At 73.4% G+C, this 15,352-nt stretch carries 15 protein-coding genes; 5 read left to right on the forward strand and 10 right to left on the reverse strand.

Annotated elements, in window-relative coordinates; translation table 11 throughout:
- Positions 1–9 precede the first annotated feature (9 nt).
- The 3 genes from ABT238_RS14320 to ABT238_RS14330 form a co-directional block, all read right to left on the reverse strand.
- Positions 10–1,833 carry a SpoIIE family protein phosphatase gene (locus ABT238_RS14320; RefSeq protein WP_350563248.1) on the reverse strand — a complete coding sequence of 608 codons (1,824 nt, stop codon included), beginning with the start codon at positions 1,831–1,833 and terminating at the stop codon, positions 10–12.
- A gap of 93 nt (positions 1,834–1,926) precedes the next feature.
- Complete coding sequence (locus ABT238_RS14325) at positions 1,927–2,622, reverse strand: class I SAM-dependent methyltransferase (RefSeq protein WP_350563457.1); 696 nt, start codon at positions 2,620–2,622, stop codon at positions 1,927–1,929.
- 685 nt (positions 2,623–3,307) lie between these two features.
- The gene (locus ABT238_RS14330; protein ID WP_350563250.1) at positions 3,308–6,286 is read right to left on the reverse strand and encodes an AfsR/SARP family transcriptional regulator; all 2,979 of its coding nucleotides are present in this window, start codon (positions 6,284–6,286) and stop codon (positions 3,308–3,310) included.
- A gap of 217 nt (positions 6,287–6,503) precedes the next feature.
- Between ABT238_RS14330 and ABT238_RS14335 the strand changes: the two genes are divergently transcribed.
- The gene (locus ABT238_RS14335) at positions 6,504–6,770 is read left to right on the forward strand and encodes a hypothetical protein (protein WP_350563252.1); all 267 of its coding nucleotides are present in this window, start codon (positions 6,504–6,506) and stop codon (positions 6,768–6,770) included.
- A 251-nt stretch (positions 6,771–7,021) separates the two neighbouring features.
- On the opposite strand, the gene ABT238_RS14340 is transcribed toward ABT238_RS14335, so the two are convergent.
- A complete protein-coding gene (locus tag ABT238_RS14340) occupies positions 7,022–7,315 on the reverse strand; it encodes a hypothetical protein (protein ID WP_350563254.1) in 294 nt (97 codons plus the stop codon).
- A 217-nt stretch (positions 7,316–7,532) separates the two neighbouring features.
- On the opposite strand from ABT238_RS14340, the gene ABT238_RS14345 reads away from it, so the two are divergent.
- On the forward strand, positions 7,533–8,294 hold the full coding sequence (locus ABT238_RS14345) for a GntR family transcriptional regulator (RefSeq protein WP_350563256.1): 762 nt from the start codon (positions 7,533–7,535) through the stop codon (positions 8,292–8,294).
- A 39-nt stretch (positions 8,295–8,333) separates the two neighbouring features.
- Here ABT238_RS14345 and ABT238_RS14350 read toward each other — a convergent pair whose 3' ends face one another.
- The 3 genes from ABT238_RS14350 to ABT238_RS14360 all read right to left on the reverse strand — a co-directional run bounded on the left by ABT238_RS14350 (position 8,334) and on the right by ABT238_RS14360 (position 10,560).
- Positions 8,334–8,552: a Txe/YoeB family addiction module toxin gene (locus ABT238_RS14350; protein WP_350757696.1), complete on the reverse strand. Its 219-nt coding sequence runs from the start codon at positions 8,550–8,552 to the stop codon at positions 8,334–8,336.
- Positions 8,501–8,746, reverse strand: a complete 246-nt coding sequence (locus ABT238_RS14355; RefSeq protein ID WP_350563258.1) for a type II toxin-antitoxin system Phd/YefM family antitoxin — start codon at positions 8,744–8,746, stop codon at positions 8,501–8,503. The genes ABT238_RS14350 and ABT238_RS14355 overlap by 52 nt, the downstream gene beginning before the upstream one ends.
- A 146-nt stretch (positions 8,747–8,892) precedes the next feature.
- Positions 8,893–10,560, reverse strand: a complete 1,668-nt coding sequence (locus ABT238_RS14360; RefSeq protein WP_350563260.1) for a fumarate hydratase — start codon at positions 10,558–10,560, stop codon at positions 8,893–8,895.
- A gap of 224 nt (positions 10,561–10,784) precedes the next feature.
- Between ABT238_RS14360 and ABT238_RS14365 the strand changes: the two genes are divergently transcribed.
- A complete protein-coding gene (locus tag ABT238_RS14365) occupies positions 10,785–11,516 on the forward strand; it encodes a DUF1707 SHOCT-like domain-containing protein (protein ID WP_502884209.1) in 732 nt (243 codons plus the stop codon).
- 361 nt (positions 11,517–11,877) lie between these two features.
- Positions 11,878–12,234 carry a WhiB family transcriptional regulator gene (locus tag ABT238_RS14370; RefSeq protein WP_350563463.1) on the forward strand — a complete coding sequence of 119 codons (357 nt, stop codon included), beginning with the start codon at positions 11,878–11,880 and terminating at the stop codon, positions 12,232–12,234.
- 121 nt (positions 12,235–12,355) lie between these two features.
- Here ABT238_RS14370 and glpX read toward each other — a convergent pair whose 3' ends face one another.
- Positions 12,356–13,396, reverse strand: a complete 1,041-nt coding sequence (glpX, locus tag ABT238_RS14375; protein ID WP_350546923.1) for a class II fructose-bisphosphatase — start codon at positions 13,394–13,396, stop codon at positions 12,356–12,358.
- Positions 13,397–13,610: 214 nt separating this feature from the next.
- On the opposite strand from glpX, the gene ABT238_RS14380 reads away from it, so the two are divergent.
- Positions 13,611–14,147: a DUF4245 domain-containing protein gene (locus ABT238_RS14380; protein WP_350563262.1), complete on the forward strand. Its 537-nt coding sequence runs from the start codon at positions 13,611–13,613 to the stop codon at positions 14,145–14,147.
- Between the two features lie 154 nt (positions 14,148–14,301).
- Here ABT238_RS14380 and ABT238_RS14385 read toward each other — a convergent pair whose 3' ends face one another.
- Both ABT238_RS14385 and ABT238_RS14390 read right to left on the reverse strand, forming a co-directional pair.
- On the reverse strand, positions 14,302–14,901 hold the full coding sequence (locus ABT238_RS14385; RefSeq protein ID WP_350563264.1) for a malonic semialdehyde reductase: 600 nt from the start codon (positions 14,899–14,901) through the stop codon (positions 14,302–14,304).
- A 149-nt stretch (positions 14,902–15,050) separates the two neighbouring features.
- Complete coding sequence (locus ABT238_RS14390) at positions 15,051–15,311, reverse strand: exodeoxyribonuclease VII small subunit (RefSeq protein WP_350757583.1); 261 nt, start codon at positions 15,309–15,311, stop codon at positions 15,051–15,053.
- Between the last annotated feature and the right edge of the window lie 41 nt (positions 15,312–15,352).

Below are 15,352 nucleotides of genomic sequence, written 5' to 3' on the forward strand. Positions count from 1 at the left end.
CTCGGCGCGTCACGGCAGGCGCTGCTCGAACCAGACCACCTTGCCGGTGCCCAGCCGGGTCGCGCCCCAGCGCTCGGCGCACCGGGCCACGATCTGCAGGCCCCGTCCGCGCTCGTCCTCCGGCCCGGTCCGGCGCGGCCGGGGCAGCAGCGGGCTGTCGTCGCCGACCTCGCAGCGCAGCCGGGTGGTGCGGACCAGGCTCAGCGTCACCGGGCGGGTGGCGTGCTGGACGGCGTTGGTGACCAGCTCGCTGACCATCAGCTCGGTCGCCTCGGTCAGCGCCTCCAGGCCCCAGCGGCGCAGCGTGTGCGCGGCCAGCCGGCGCGCCCGCCCCGGCGTCTCGTTGCGCGGCTGGAGGTACCAGTGCGCCACGTCCCCGGCCGGGATCCCGTCGAAGCAGGCGGCCAGCAGCGCGATGTCGTCGCCCCGGTCGCCGGGCGGCAGGATCCGCAGCGCCTCCTGGCAGAGGTGTTCGGGCGCGTGCCGGTGGGCGCCCGCGAGCCGGGCGCGGAGCAGTTCGAGACCGTCGCTGAGCGGCCGGCTGCGGGTCTCCACCAGGCCGTCGGTGAACAGCAGCAGGGCCGAGCCGGGCGGCGCGGGCAGTTCGACGGAGGAGAAGTCGACCCCGCCGACGCCGATCGGCGCGCCCGCCTCCAGGTCGAGCAGCTCGGCCGTGCCGTCCGGCTGGACGAGCACCGGCGGCACGTGCCCGGCATTGGCGAGCACCACCCGGTTGGCGATGGGGTCGTAGACGGCGTAGACGCAGGTCGCCAGGTGCTGTTCGCGGCCGAGCCGCTGGGCCTGCTCGTCCAGGTGGTAGAGCACCTCGTGCGGCGGCAGGTCGAGCGCGGCCAGGGTCTGCGCGCTGGTGCGCAGCTGGCCCATGATGGCGGCCGAGGTCAGCGAGTGGCCCATCACGTCGCCGACGATCAGCGCCACCCGGTTGCCGGGCAGCGGCACGGCGTCGTACCAGTCGCCGCCGACCTGGGCGCCGCGCTCGCCGGGCAGGTAGCGCTGGGCGAGCCGGACGCCGTGCGGCTGGGGCAGCCGCAGCGGGAGCATGCTGCGCTGCAGCTCGTTGGCTATCTCCCACTCGCGGGCGTACCGCAGCGCGGTGTCGACGGCCAGCCCGGCCTGGGTGGCGAGGTGGGCGGCGGTGGCGGTGTCGGTGGCGTCGAAGCCCGGCCGGCCGCTCTTCGCGGGCGGGCGCCGGATCAGCACCAGCAGGCCCAGCACGGTCTTGCGCCCGCGCAGCGGCAGGGCGAGCACCGACGTGCCCGGGCTGAGCCGGGCCAGGCCGCGGGCGCCGTACAGCTCGCGCAGCAGCTCGGTGGTGCGGGCGCTGCCGCTGTCCCCGGCGGCGCCGAGCACGACGGGTTCGGCGGGGCGGCGGCTGAGCAGGGTGTGGGCGAGCGCGCCGCCGCGGGTGACCGGGGTGGCCGGGCCGGGGTCGGCGCTGGAGCGGGCGCCGTACCGGCTGCCGTAGCGCGCGCCGTAGCGGTCGCGGCGGTCGTCGCCGGCCGGGCGGCCGCGCCGGCCCAGCCGGGTGCCCTGGCTGTGGTGGATCCGCAGCTGCTCGGGGAAGCCGGGCTCGCGCTCGACGTTGGGCAGCGGGTCGCGCAGGTGGACGACGGCGGCGTCGGCGAGGGCGGGGACGAGCACCCGGCCGGCGTTGCGCAGGGTGGCGGCCAGGTCGAGCGCGCTGTTGATCCGCCGGGTCGCGGAGTCGAGGTAGGCGAGGCGTTCGGGGACGTGCTCCGGGGGCGACGACGGGCGGCGCGGGGCCGGCAGGGCAGGCGGCTCTCCGGCCTCGGGATTGAGCTGGTCGCGCACGGGTGCCTGTCCTGGGATCGGTACGGTCTGGGGTCTGTCGGGGAACTGTCCTGGGTCTGCGGTCCGGCGGTCGGGGGCCCGGAGGCCCGGCCGTCAGCCGGTCCGCCGACAGCAGAGGAAGAGCTGCTCCTCCGGCGGCAGCGAGGTGCTGGCGGGCGCGTACGGACGTCCCTCCTGCTCCTCGACCGCGAACCCGGCGGCCAGCAGGACCCGTTCGAGATCCTCCCGCAGGTACCCGCTGATCCGCAGCTCCCGGCCGAGGAACGGCAGGGGAACGTGGTCGAGATCCGCCTCGACCATACCGAGCGCCAGCAGTCCGCCGGGCCGCAGCAGCTCGCGCAGCCGGCCCAGCACGACGGGGATCTCGTCCTGGGGGAGCAGGATCAGCGAGAAGAAGGCGGTGACCGCGTCGAAGGTGCCCCGCCCGGCGGGGCCGAGCCGCGGCACGTTCCAGGCGGAGCGGGCGCGCTCGGTGGCGAGGTCGTACATGTCCATGCGGTGCAGGACGGGCGGGTACGGGCCCGGGTGGGGGGCCTGCCGGGCCAGGGTCAGCATGACGTCCGAGAGGTCCACGCCGGTGACCCGCATCCCGGCTCCGACCAGCTGGCGGACGGTCGGCTCGCCGTTGCCGCAGCCGACGTCCAGCACCGCGGCGCCCGGCTCCAGCAGGGCCAGCAGCCGGCGCCCGCAGGCCAGCTGTCCGTCCTTGGCGGGGAACGCCTCGGCGTAGCCGGTGCCGATGGTGTCGAAGGCGACCGCCTGCAGGGCGCGTTCGGCCCGGCGGCGCAGGACGTCGGACCCGTCGTCGTCGCCCGCGTCCTCGCCGACGGGGAACGGATCCGATATCTGTCCGGTCGTCACGATTGAGAGGCACCTTTCCGGCCGGGCCTCCGGTCGGCTGGACGAGGCGCGGGGCCGGACCGCCGTCTCCTCCCGGCGCCCGCGCTGCCCCGCCGACCCGCTGCCGGTGGCGGTACGTCACGCTCCCCGCGTCACAATGACTGCATTGCCACGCTGACTGCACGCTGACACTTTGCACAGACTCTTTGCACAGAGACACTCTGCACTGCGGGAGCGCCACCGCGCTGCCTTTTCCGGATTGCTCCACCCGGGAAGTGCGCTCGTGTGTGTACTGGCATCCGAGAATATGCGTGATCACTCCGCCATGGGGTGCGTTTCCGGCCAACTCGCGGCGGGTGGCCGACGCGGCCCCCCTCGGCGGGGGCACGGGGCGCGGACCGGGGTGGTGCGACCGGGCCCGCACGCCGTACGGTCGGCCCTCACAGCCGCGCTGACCAGCGGATCCGTCGAGCCGCGGGCCGACAATCGGGCGTTTATTGAACGTCAATCGGGGCGGTGCACAGTGGTGTCAGCGCCGGGGAAGCGTTGAAGGTGTTCCCGCAGCCGGGGGGCTGCGGGAGCACCGGACGCTCACGGGGGAAGGCCTCCACGGGGGACACGGGGGAGCGGGGGCCTACGGCGCGGGGGGAGAGAGGGGCTCGGTGTGCTGCTGGGAGATGAGGTCCGCCACGGGGGAGGCCTCGGGCACACCGAGCCGGGTGAAGATGGCGTGCGCTCCGCGCAGACACGCCAGGCCACGTGCGGGCTGGGCGAGGGCGAGCAAGGCCTCGCCCAGCGCGGCACTGGCCAGACCCTGGCAGTAGGCGGAGTCCATCTCCAGGCCGATCGCCAGCGACTCCTCCGCCGCCTCCGCCGCCTCGGCCTGCTGGCCGGCGGCGAGCAGGGCGGAGGAGAGCCGGGCGAGGGTGTAGCCCTCGCGCAGCCGGTTCTGCTGCGAGCGGTAGAGCCGGTGGGACTCGCGCAGGTGCTCGGCGGCGGTCGCGGGGTCGTCGGCGGAGGCGAGCACGACGCCGAGCTGGTACAGGGTGTCGGCCAGGCAGGGGCCGTTCTTCGAGGCGCGTGCGGTGGCGACCGCCTCGGTGACGGAGCGGACGGCCTGCTCGACCTGCCCGAGCCCGAGCTGCGCCCGCGCGAGGTTGGCGAGCAGCCGTGCCTCGCCGATCGGGGCGCCGACGACGCGGCTGATGGTGAGGGCCTGTTCGAAGAACGGCGCGGCCTCGGCCGGGCGGTTGCCGAGGCTGAGGATGATGCCGAGGGTGTTGGCCGCCATCGAGCGCATGACGGTCATGTCCTCGGGGCCCAGGAGACCCAGGCTCTTGCGCAGCGACTGCTCGGAACTCTGGAAGTCACCGGTGACGGACTGCAGGGTGCCGAAGGCGAAGTGCACCCGCGCGAGCGCCGCCGCGTCCCCGTGCTCCTCGGCGCCGCCTTCGGCGGTCTCCAGCATGCGGCGCACCCGCGGCCCGTGCGTCGGGTCCTCGACCAGGCTGTCCAGGATGATCAGCAGGTCGACGGCGGGCCGCAGCAGCCCGCTCGGGCCCTGGACGGCCGCCTCGACCGAGCTGAGCAGCAGCCCGATCTCGGCCCGGATCCACTCCTGCGCGTATCCGCTGGTGATCAGGGGGATGCCGGTGGAGCCCGGGACGTTCAGGGGCTCGGGCAACTGGTCGTCGGGCTCGATGGCCTGTGCGGCGTTGCGGACCGTCGCGAGCAGCAGGTCGAGCAGCCGCAGGACGGCGGCCTGCTGCTCCTCGACGTCCCCCACCCGCTCGTTCTGCCGCTGCGCGTAGAGCCGCAGCAGGTCGTGGTAGCGGTAGCGGCCGGCCGAGAAGGTCTCCAGCATGTTGGCCTCGACGAGTGCCTCGGCGAGGTCCTCGGCCTCGTCCTCGTCCACGCCGAGCAGGGCCGACACCGCCGTCAGCGGCAGGTCCGGGGAGTCCACGACCGAGAGCAGGCGAAAGGCCCGCGCCTCGGCGGGGGAGAGCTGTCCGTAGCCGAGCCCGATGGTGGTCTCCACGGCGAGGTTGCCGAGTTGGAGTTCGTCGAGGCGCCGGCGCTGATCGGCTAAGCGGCGGGCGAGGTCCGAGACGCTCCACCGGGGCCGGCTGGCGAGCCGGGCCGCGGCGATCCGGACGGCGAGGGGCAGGAAACCGCAGGCGGTCACCACCGCCATGGCCGCCTCGGGTTCGGCCGCGACGCGCTGCTCGCCGACGATCGCGGAGAACAGCGCGAGCGCCTCCTCCGGCGTCAGCTCCTCGACGTCCACCAGGTGCGCGCCGGGGATGCCGGCCAGCCGGGAGCGGCTGGTGGCGAGCACCGCGCAGCTGGATACGCCGGGGATCAGGGGCCGGATCTGCTCGGCGTCCTGGGCGTTGTCGAGCAGGATCAGCATCCGCCGGCTGGCGAGCAGCGAGCGGTAGAGGGCGGCGCGCTGTTCCAGCGAGTCCGGGTTCTCGGTGACGCCGAGGGCGTGCAGGAAGTCACCGAGCACCACCGCCGGGTCGGAGGGCGAGGCGCCCGCACCGCGCAGGTCGACGTAGAGCTGCCCGTCCGGGAACTCCGCGCGCACCCGGTGGGCGACGTGCACGGCGAGCGTGGTCTTGCCGACGCCGCCGATGCCGGCCAGCGAGGTGACGACGACGGCCTGGCCGGTGGCGTTCATCAGGACGGCGGAGAGATCCGCCACCATCTCCGAGCGGCCGCTGAAGTCGGAGACGTCGGCGGGAAGTTGGGCCGGGGCCGGCGGGGTGGCGGGACCCTCTTCACGGGCCGCGGCGGCGGGCGCGGGCGCGGCGGGAAGGGTCAGCGCCGGGTCGGCGGCCAGGATCCGGGAGTGCATGGTGGAGAGCCCGGCGCCCGGTTCCACGCCCAGCTCGTCGATCAGCAGCTTGCGGGTGTCGGTGTAGACGCCGAGCGCCTCCGCCTGGCGGCCGCAGCGGTACAGCGCGAGCATCAGCAGTTCGCGCAGCCGCTCGCGCAGCGGGTGCTCGGCGGTGAGCGAGTTCAACTCGCCGACCACTTCGGCGTGCAGGCCGATGTCGAGGGCGACCGCGCAGCGCTCCTCGGCGACCGAGACCTGCCGCTCGCCCAGCCGCTGCCGCTGGGCGTCCGCGTACGGGCCGGGGACGCCGGTGAGCGGGCGGCCGGCGAACAGCGCGAGCGAGCGGACCAGCAACTGGTGGGCGTTGTCGAGGTCCCCGGCGTTGCGGGCGGTCGCGGCCTCGGCGGCGAGGTGCTCGAAGACCGTCATGTCGAGTGCCTCGGCCGGGATGTGCAGCGCGTAGCCGTCGGCGACGGAGACGAGGAACTCGGCGGGCCGCCGCACCTCGCGGCGGGGCTCGATCACGGTGCGCAGCCGGGAGACGTAGGTGCGCAGTGCGGCGACGGCCTGGGCGGGCGGGCGCTCGCCCCAGAGACCGTCCACGAGGTCCTGGGTGGTGACCGGGCGCCCGGCGTGCAGCAGGAGCATCGTCAGGACGGCCTGCTGCTGGGGTGAACCGAGGGCGAGCTGCTTGTCGTCGAGCCAGGCCTGGACCGGACCGAGTACCTGGAAGCGCAGCGCCGGTGCAGGCGGCGTCTCCCGAAACTCCATGTAGTCCCCCGATGGCCTGGTGTTGATGTCCCGGTAGGGCGCTCGGCGGTTCCGCCGTTGTGGTGGCCTCAGCTTAGGCGGGGGGCCGACTCTGCCGGACGGCACGGTAAGCCGCACGATGTTTATCGGACATTTAATCAACCCTACGATACTGAGCCCGCGCCCGCGCCAATCCGGTGGGGCGGAAGACATGTGATGACCGAAAGGCGGCCCGCCCATGGCCAGCAACCAGAGCGAGACCCCTGTGCCGACCGCGCAGGCCGACGAGGCCGTCACCGCGGAGGCCGTCGAGGCCGTCGAGGGCGCGGTCGCCGCGACCTCGGAGCCGGCCGAGTACGCCGAGCCCTCTGCCGACCGCAAGGCCGACCTGGAGGACGACTTCTTCGGTGACGAGGCCCAGTACGTGGTGGAGACCGAGGCGCCGGCCGGCGGCGAGCAGAACGCCGAGCGCGAGCCGCAGGGTGTCATCGCGAGCCACCCGTAAGCACTCCGCACCAGCAGTTCCAGGGGGGAACTTGAACAGGCTCCGTCGCCTCGCGGTCGTCGCCGTTTCGACGATCGTGGTGACCACCGGCTACCTCGTGACCGCCACCGGCGCCTCCGCCGGAGTCATCGCCGGTCACCCGTAGCCCCACACAGCACCCGTGTGCCCCGCCCCGCCCCGTCCGGCGGCGCGGGGCACACGCACGTCCGGTGGCCGGAATTCGCCGATGGGCCTGGTGGCCGGGGCGGGCGTCAGGCCGCGTGGGCGGGGGAGGTGGGAGAGGGGGCCCGCGCGGGGTCGGCCCGCCCGCCCGGTCCGCTCCGCCCCGCCGGGTCGGCGGCGCCCTCGGCGCCGCCCCCGCCGTCGGCCGCGGGGGCGAGGTGCTCGGGGCGGGCGGTCCACTCGCAGCCGCCCTCGGGCGGGCGGAGGTAGTGCTCCCCACCGATGGTGTCCATGTAGATGCCGGTGCGCCCGGTCCTGGTGTCGAGGACGGACTCCCCCACGCGCGGCCGGTAGGCCGCGGCGCCGCGCTTTCGGATGCTCACCGCGCTGCTCCTTGCTGCTCCGGTGCGGGCGCGGCGACGGTGGTGCCGGCCCTGGTCGCTGTCGTGGCTCGGTTTGGTTCGGCTCTGCTCGGCGACTACCCAGCATCTCTAGAGAAGCTAATATCTCTAGAGATGTCAACGGTCGAACCGGTCCTATCGGCTTACCGCAGACCGAAGGCGCGCCTACGATTTACGGCGAAGGACGAGGGAGCAGGCGATGGTCGGCAGCAGTGGCGGTGAGAAGCAGCCCAAGTACCAACGGATCGCCGAGACGCTGAAGGCGGCCATCGACTCCGGCGAGTACCGCGCGGGCGACCGGCTGCCCGGCGAGAACGACCTGATGGACGCGTACGGCGTGGCCCGGATGACCGCCCGCCAGGCGCTCGGCGTGCTGCAGAGCGAGGGCATCGCCGAGGCCCGCCGAGGGGCGGGCGTCTTCGTCCGGGACTTCCGGCCGCTGCGCCGGCGCGGGATCCAGCGGCTCGCCCAGGGCCAGTGGGGTTCGGGCCGCTCGATATGGTCGGCCGACACCGCCCACCGCAGCCTGGTCGTCGACCAGGTCGCGGTCACCGAGCAGGGCGCGCCGGAGCACGTGGCCCGGGTGCTCGGCGTCGACCCGGGCTCGCCGATGTGCGTGCGGCACCGGCGCTTCGTGCTGGACGGCAAGCCGGTCCTGCTGTCGACCTCCTACCTGCCGTCGGGCCTGGTCGCGGGCACCGCCATCACCCGCGAGGACACCGGCCCGGGCGGCACCTACGCCCGGCTGGCCGAGATCGGCGCCAAGCCGGTGCACTTCCGCGAGGAGGTCCGCTCCCGGATGCCGAGCGCCGACGAGGCGGCCCGCCTGGAGCTCTCCGCCGGCACCCCGGTCATCCTCATCTGCCGCACCGCCTTCGCCGACGAGGGCCAGGTCGTCGAACTCAACGAGATGACCCTGGACGCGGCCTCCTACGTCCTTGAGTACGACTTCGACGCCTGACGCCCGACCCGCCCCCCGCCGAGGCGGCGGGCCGCGCCGTCACCGGTAGCGGTAGCGGGCCTTGAGGATCTTCACTCCCTTCCCGTCCGCCCGGTGGACGAGGCGGTGTTCGTCGCCGCTCCGGCGCGACCAGTAGCCAGCGAGGTCGCCCTTCAGGGGTTCCGGTCTGCCGGTCCCGCTGAACGGGTCGCGCTGGATCCCGCCGATCAGACGGGCGATCCGCTGAGCGGCCTTCCGGTTCGAGGCCGGCCAGAACAGGAAGCCCTCCCAGGCGTCAGGATCGAGGTGGACGCTCCTCCCACATCACCCGCCAGGGCTTCCAGCTCCTCCATGATCCGGGTGACGCCCGGATCGCCGCCCCTGGAGGTGATCCTTATCGGGACGTGGTCGTCGTTGGCCTTCTTGATCAGGGGAAAGAGCTGCGCGCGTGCGCCGCTGGCGCTGATCGTCATCGGCGCGCCCTCCGGGGAGACGGCTGATCCCGTACCGGATCGGTACGAGTTTCCGGTGCGGGGAGCGAGGTCGATTCGGGGCGGCCGGAGACGGCCCCGCCCCGGGCGCGGGGGGCGGCCGGGGCGGGGGCGGGTGCGGGGGAGCGCTACTCCTTGGAGCGGACGCGGAGGCTGGTGATCAGCGGGCCCTCGGTGGTCTCGCGGAAGAAGTCGTTGCCCTTGTCGTCGACCACGATGAAGGCCGGGAAGTCCTCGACCTCGATGCGCCAGACGGCCTCCATGCCGAGCTCGGCGTACTCCAGGACCTCGACCTTCTTGATGCAGTCCTGGGCCAGGCGGGCGGCGGGGCCGCCGATGGAGCCGAGGTAGAAGCCGCCGTGCTGGGCGCAGGCGTCGGTGACCTGCTTGGAGCGGTTGCCCTTGGCGAGCATGACCATCGAGCCGCCGGCGGCCTGGAACTGGTCGACGTAGGAGTCCATCCGGCCGGCGGTGGTCGGGCCGAAGGAGCCGGAGGCGTAGCCCTCGGGGGTCTTGGCCGGGCCGGCGTAGTAGACCGGGTGGTCCTGCAGGTACTTCGGCATGCCCTCGCCGGCGTCCAGGCGCTCCTTGATCTTGGCGTGCGCGATGTCGCGGGCCACGACCAGGGTGCCGGTGAGCGAGAGGCGGGTCTTCACCGGGTACTTGGAGAGCTCGGCGCGGATCGCGGACATCGGCTGGTCGAGGTCGATGCGCACCACGTCGTCGTCGAGGTGCTCGTCGGTGGTGTCCGGCAGGTACTTCGCCGGGTCGGTCTCCAGCTGCTCCAGGAAGACGCCCTCGGCGGTGATCTTGCCGAGCGCCTGGCGGTCGGCCGAGCAGGAGACGGCCATCGCGACGGGCAGCGAGGCGCCGTGCCGCGGCAGGCGCACGACGCGCACGTCGTGGCAGAAGTACTTGCCGCCGAACTGGGCGCCGATGCCGATCTTCTGGGTCAGCTCGGTGACCTTGGCCTCCAGCTCCAGGTCCCGGAAGCCGTGGCCGGTCTTCGCGTCGCCGGAGGTCGGCAGGTTGTCCAGGTAGTGCGCGGAGGCGTACTTGGCGGTCTTCAGCGCGAACTCCGCGCTGGTGCCGCCGATCACGATCGCCAGGTGGTACGGCGGGCAGGCCGCGGTGCCCAGCGAGCGGATCTTCTGCTCCAGGAACGAGAGCATGCTGGCCTCGTTCAGGATCGCCTTGGTCTCCTGGTACAGGTACGACTTGTTGGCCGAGCCGCCGCCCTTGGCCATGAAGAGGAACTTGTAGGCGTCACCGTCGGTCGCGTACAGCTCGATCTGCGCCGGCAGGTTGTTGCCGGTGTTCTTCTCGTCCCACATGGTCACCGGGGCCATCTGGGAGTAGCGCAGGTTCAGCCTGGTGTACGCGTCGTAGACGCCGCGCGCGACGGCGGCCTCGTCACCGCCGGCGGTCAGCACGTTCTGGCCGCGCTTGCCCATGACGATGGCGGTGCCGGTGTCCTGGCACATCGGCAGGATGCCGCCGGCCGAGATGTTGACGTTCTTCAGCAGGTCGAGCGCGACGAAGCGGTCGTTGGGGCTGGCCTCCGGGTCGTCCAGGATGCGGCGCAGCTGGGCGAGGTGGGCCGGGCGCAGGTAGTGCGAGATGTCGTGCATCGCCTCGGCGGTGAGCAGTCGCAGGGCCTCCGGCTCGACCTGGAGGAAGGTGCGTCCGCCGGCCTCGAAGGTGGAGACGCCTTCGGAGGTGAGCTTGCGGTAGGGGGTCGGGTCAGCGCCCAGGGGGAGCAGGTCGCTGTACTCGAAGTCCGGCGTGGGAGCCATGCGGGCGGTCCTTAGGTGTCCAGTGTTGCCGGTGTTCCGGCTGCGTCGGCGAAGCACCCTGGAGGGGCGAAAGCACCCTCAAGGGTAGGACCCGCCGATATCCCGCACGCGGGAAGGTCCGCCTGCGTGACCAGGGTCACCCCGGGGGGTGGGTGCGGGCAGCCCCGTTGACTAGGCTTGCGCCCGTGGACAACTCGCCGTCGAAGGACCCGCAGGACCAGCAGATGGACGACCAGGGGCAGGGGCCCGTACCGATGACCAAGCCCGCGGCGGCGCCGCCCGCGCCGCCCGCGCACGCTCCGGTGGCGCAGGCCGAGATGCGGGCCTCGGACGCCGACCGCGAACGGGTGGCGGAGCTGCTGCGCGACGCCTACGCCGAGGGGCGGCTGGACGTCGAGGAGCACGCCGAGCGGATCGAGGCGGCGTACGGGGCCAAGACCCTGGGCGACCTCGTGCCGCTGACCCGGGACCTCCCGGTGCACCGCGAGATCTCCTTCGAGAAGCCGCCGCTGGACGCCCCGGGGTCGGCGGCCGGCCCGCGGCCGGAGGGTCCGGTGCGGCTGCCGGCCCGCAACGAGGCGCCGACCATGCTGGCGGTCTTCGGCGGCTCCTCCCGCAAGGGGCGCTGGCGGGTGGGCTCCCACCTGCGTGCCGTGGCGATCTTCGGCGGTGTCGAGATCGACCTCACCGACGCCGTGTTCGAGTCGCCCGAGGTGGTGATCGACGTGGTCGCGATCTTCGGCGGGGTGGAGATCAAGGTGCCGGAGAACGTCAGCCTGCACGGTGGCGGCGTCGGCATCTTCGGCGGCTTCGACGTCAAGGAGCAGACCGCGGCCGACCCGTACGCGCCGGTGGTGCGGGTGAAGGGCACCGCGGTGTTCGGCGGCTGCGAGGCCAAGCCGCGCCGGGGCAAGAAGCTCAAGGAGTGGGTGCGCAAGCAGCTCGGCGCCGACTGAGCCGGGTACGGACGGCACGTTCGGTGCCCGGTCGGGGGACAACTCCCGGCCGGGCACTCGTCGTTGCGCCGAGTGCAGGCAGTAGTCGGTTGCGTGCAGTGTGCATGAATCGGCCGGGCGTGGGGTAGTTCCTCTGGCACATCGCTTCTTGTACGGCTGCGTACCGGAGGCGGCCTGAGGCCGACCCGGGGGTGTGAACGGGGGCCCGCAGCTGGGCAGGGGAGCGAGCTTCCCCGTGTCCGAGAGCCTCGTCAGGAGTACGGCCGTGCTGCATCCGATCGAGTCCCGCACCACTTCGTCCGCCGTCCCCGTGCCGGCCGCCCCGTCGCCGGTCGCCCGGCCGTCCGCCGCCGCCTCGCCGGTGGTCGCGGCCCAGCTGCTGGAGCGGCGCCCGGCCCCGCAGCCGGCGGGCGAGGACAACCCGTGGCACACCGCGGCGGCCTGTCGGCGGGACGAGGTGGGTCTGTTCTTCGCGCCGTCCAAGGAGCCGACCGCGGCCCGGCTGTCGCGCGAGGAGCAGGCGAAGCAGGTGTGCGCGCGGTGCCCGGTGCTGCTGGACTGCCGGGAGCACGCGCTGGCGCAGCCGGAGCCGTACGGGGTCTGGGGCGGGCTGACGGCGGCCGAGCGCCGGGTGGTGCTGGCGCGCCGCCGCCGCCGGGACGTCGAGCTGCGCGAGGCGGCCCGGGTGCCGGGGTCGCGCGGCCGGATCGCGGGGTGAGGGCCGCCGGCGGGATCCGCCGGCCCTGACGGGAGCGGCCCGCGTCCCGGCGAAGGGGGATTTCGCCGAGACGCGGGCCGCGTCGTGCCGTCGTGCCGTCGGGGCGCCGCCCCGCGTCGGGTCAGTTGGCGCGGTCGAAGTCGATCGCGCTGTAGGCCCGCAGCTTGGACAGCTTGTGGGTGGAGTTGATCTCCCGGATGGTGCCGCTCTTGGAGCGCATCACCAGCGAGCTGGTGGTGGCGGTCTCCTGGCGGTAGTGCACGCCGCGCAGCAGCTCGCCGTCGGTGATGCCGGTGGCGACGAAGAACACGTTCTCGCCGCTGACCAGGTCGTCGGTGGAGAGCACCCGGTCGAGGTCGTGCCCGGCGTCCAGGGCCTTCTGGCGCTCGGCGTCGTCCTTGGGCCAGAGCCGGCCCTGGATGACGCCGCCCATGCACTTCATCGCGCAGGCGGCGATGATGCCCTCGGGGGTGCCGCCGATGCCCATCAGCAGGTCGACGCCGGTGCCCTCGCGGGCGGCCATGATGGCGCCGGCGACGTCGCCGTCCGAGATGTACTTGATCCGGGCGCCGGCCTCGCGGATCTCCCGGACCAGGCCTTCGTGGCGCGGGCGGTCGAGGACGACCACGGTGACGTCCTCGACGGCGATGCCCTTGGCCTTGGCGACCCGGCGGATGTTGACGGCCGGCGGCGCGGTGATGTCGACGAAGTCGGCGGCCTCAGGGCCGGCGACCAGCTTGTCCATGTAGAAGACGGCGCTCGGGTCGAACATGGTGCCGCGGTCGGCGACGGCCAGGACGGCGACCGCGTTGTTCATGCCCTTGGCGGTGAGGGTGGTGCCGTCGACCGGGTCCACCGCGACGTCGCACTCGGCGCCGGTGCCGTCGCCGACCCGCTCGCCGTTGTAGAGCATCGGGGCCTCGTCCTTCTCGCCCTCGCCGATGACGACGACGCCGTTCATCGAGACGGTGGAGACGAGGGTGCGCATGGCGCGGACGGCCGCGCCGTCGGCGCCGTTCTTGTCGCCGCGACCGACCCAGCGGCCGGCGGCGAGCGCCGCGGCTTCGGTGACCCGGACGAGTTCGAGCGCGAGGTTCCGGTCCGGAGCCTCCGGCGCGACCTCCAGTGCGCTGGGGAGGTGGTGCGGGTACTGCGTGGTCATCGTCGTTACCTCTCTGTACGCGACGGCCAGTGAGCGCCCGACTACTGCCTGGTCGAACGCCGTGGTGAGGGTGTTGCGATCGTATCTGCCCCCGGGATGACTGTCTGTGGCGCGGTCCCCCGCGGCGACGGGAACGGCACGTTCTGCCCCGTTTCACCCGGACGTGGACACCCCGGGTGCGGGGGCGCCGGTCGGCATGAGTCACCATGTGGGGGTGGCTGGAGAGAGCAAGGGCATGAGGGGCCGGCAGACCGTGCGGGACATGGTCCTGTCGATGCTGGCCGTCGGCGTCGTGGTGTGGGTCGGGTACCTGTTCCTGCCGCACGACGCGAAGGGCGACGGGCCCCGGGCGGTCGAGTACTCGGTGGCCGCGGCCTCGGCGAAGCGGGCCGCGCCGTACCCGCTGCTCTCCCCGGAGGGCCTTCCGGCGCAGTGGCGGGCCACCTCGGTGACGTACAACCCGGCGGCGATGAGCAACGGCAAGGGCAACGCCTGGCACCTGGGCTTCCTCACCCCCTCCGGCCAGTACGCGGCCCTGGAGCAGAGCGACGCCAAGCCCGGGGACCTGCTCAAGGCGGCGGTGGCCGACGGCGAGCCGGACGGCACCGTGGACGTCGCCGGACAGACCTGGGAGAAGGTGCGGGGTCCCAAGGCGCGGGCGCTGACCGTGCAGACGGGCGGCGCGACGACCGTGCTGACCGGCACCGCCTCCTACGAGGAGCTGGCCGAGCTGGCGCGGGCGCTGAAGTAGTCCGGTTTCCGCCCCCGGAGCGGAGATCTCCGCTCCGGCGCGGCCGGCCGGGTGAACGCGCCGGGTGAACGCGCCGGGTGAACCGAAGGGTGAACGCGAAGGGCCCCGCACACCTCGTGTGCGGGGCCCTTCGCGCTGTCCGTCCGGGTCGGGCTCAGACGGTGGTGACGACCTCGTCGTAGGCCAGGCGCGGGGAGCGCGGGTACCAGGCGTTCTCGCCCGGCTTGCCGATGTTCACCACGGCCAGCACGGAGTGCTCGCCGTCGGCGAAGAACTCCTTGTTGATGCCCTCGGCGTCGTAGCCGGTCATCGGGCCGGCGGCCAGGCCGGCGGCGCGGACGCCGATGATGAAGTAGCCGGCCTGCAGGGCGCCGTTCATCGCGGCCGAGGTCTCGCGGACCGGGCGCTCGGTGAAGTAGTCCTTGGCGCCGGGGAAGTGCGGGAAGACGGTCGGCAGCTCCTCGTGGAACTCGTTGTCCACGGCCAGGATGGCGGTCAGCGGGGCGGCGGCGGTCTTGGCCTTGTTGCCCTCGCCGAGGTGCTGGACCAGGCGCTCGCGGGCCTCGGCCGAGCGGACCAGGACGACTCGCAGCGGCTGCTGGTTCATCGCCGTCGGGCCGAACTTGACCAGCTCGTAGATGGCCTGGACCTGCTCGTCGGAGACCGGCTCGTCGGTGAAGGTGTTGGCGGTGCGGGCCTCGCGGAACAGCAGGTCCTGGGCGGCGGCGTCGAGAACCAGGGCGTCGGTGGTCATGTCTTTGCACCTCGGGGGAGGAAGGAGAACGGTGGGGTCCGTCTTGTCGGTGTGACCGGCCGGGGCCGATCACCAGGTCCCAACATGGATGAACCTTCAACTGTTCCCGGCCGCCGATGTGACCTGCCTCACCCTCCGGCGCCCCGGCGTCACCCCTGCGGCGGAGCGCCCTCCTCGGCGGCCAGCGCGGCGTCCAGCCGGGCCCGCGCGCCGTCCAGCCAGCGCTGGCACACCTTCGCCAGCTGCTCGCCGCGCTCCCACAGCGCCAGCGACTCCTCCAGCGAGGTGCCGCCGTTCTCCAGCTGCCGGACCACCTCCAGCAGCGCGTCCCGCGCGTGCTCGTAGCCCAGCGCGCCGTCCGCGGTCGGGGTCTGCGCGGCCGCCGCCGCCTCCTGCTCCTGATCTGCCATGGCAGCCAGCGTAGGGGCCCGCACCGACAGCGCGGAGCCCC

The organism is Kitasatospora sp. NPDC001527, assembly GCF_040298605.1.
Lineage (GTDB): Bacteria > Actinomycetota > Actinomycetes > Streptomycetales > Streptomycetaceae > Kitasatospora.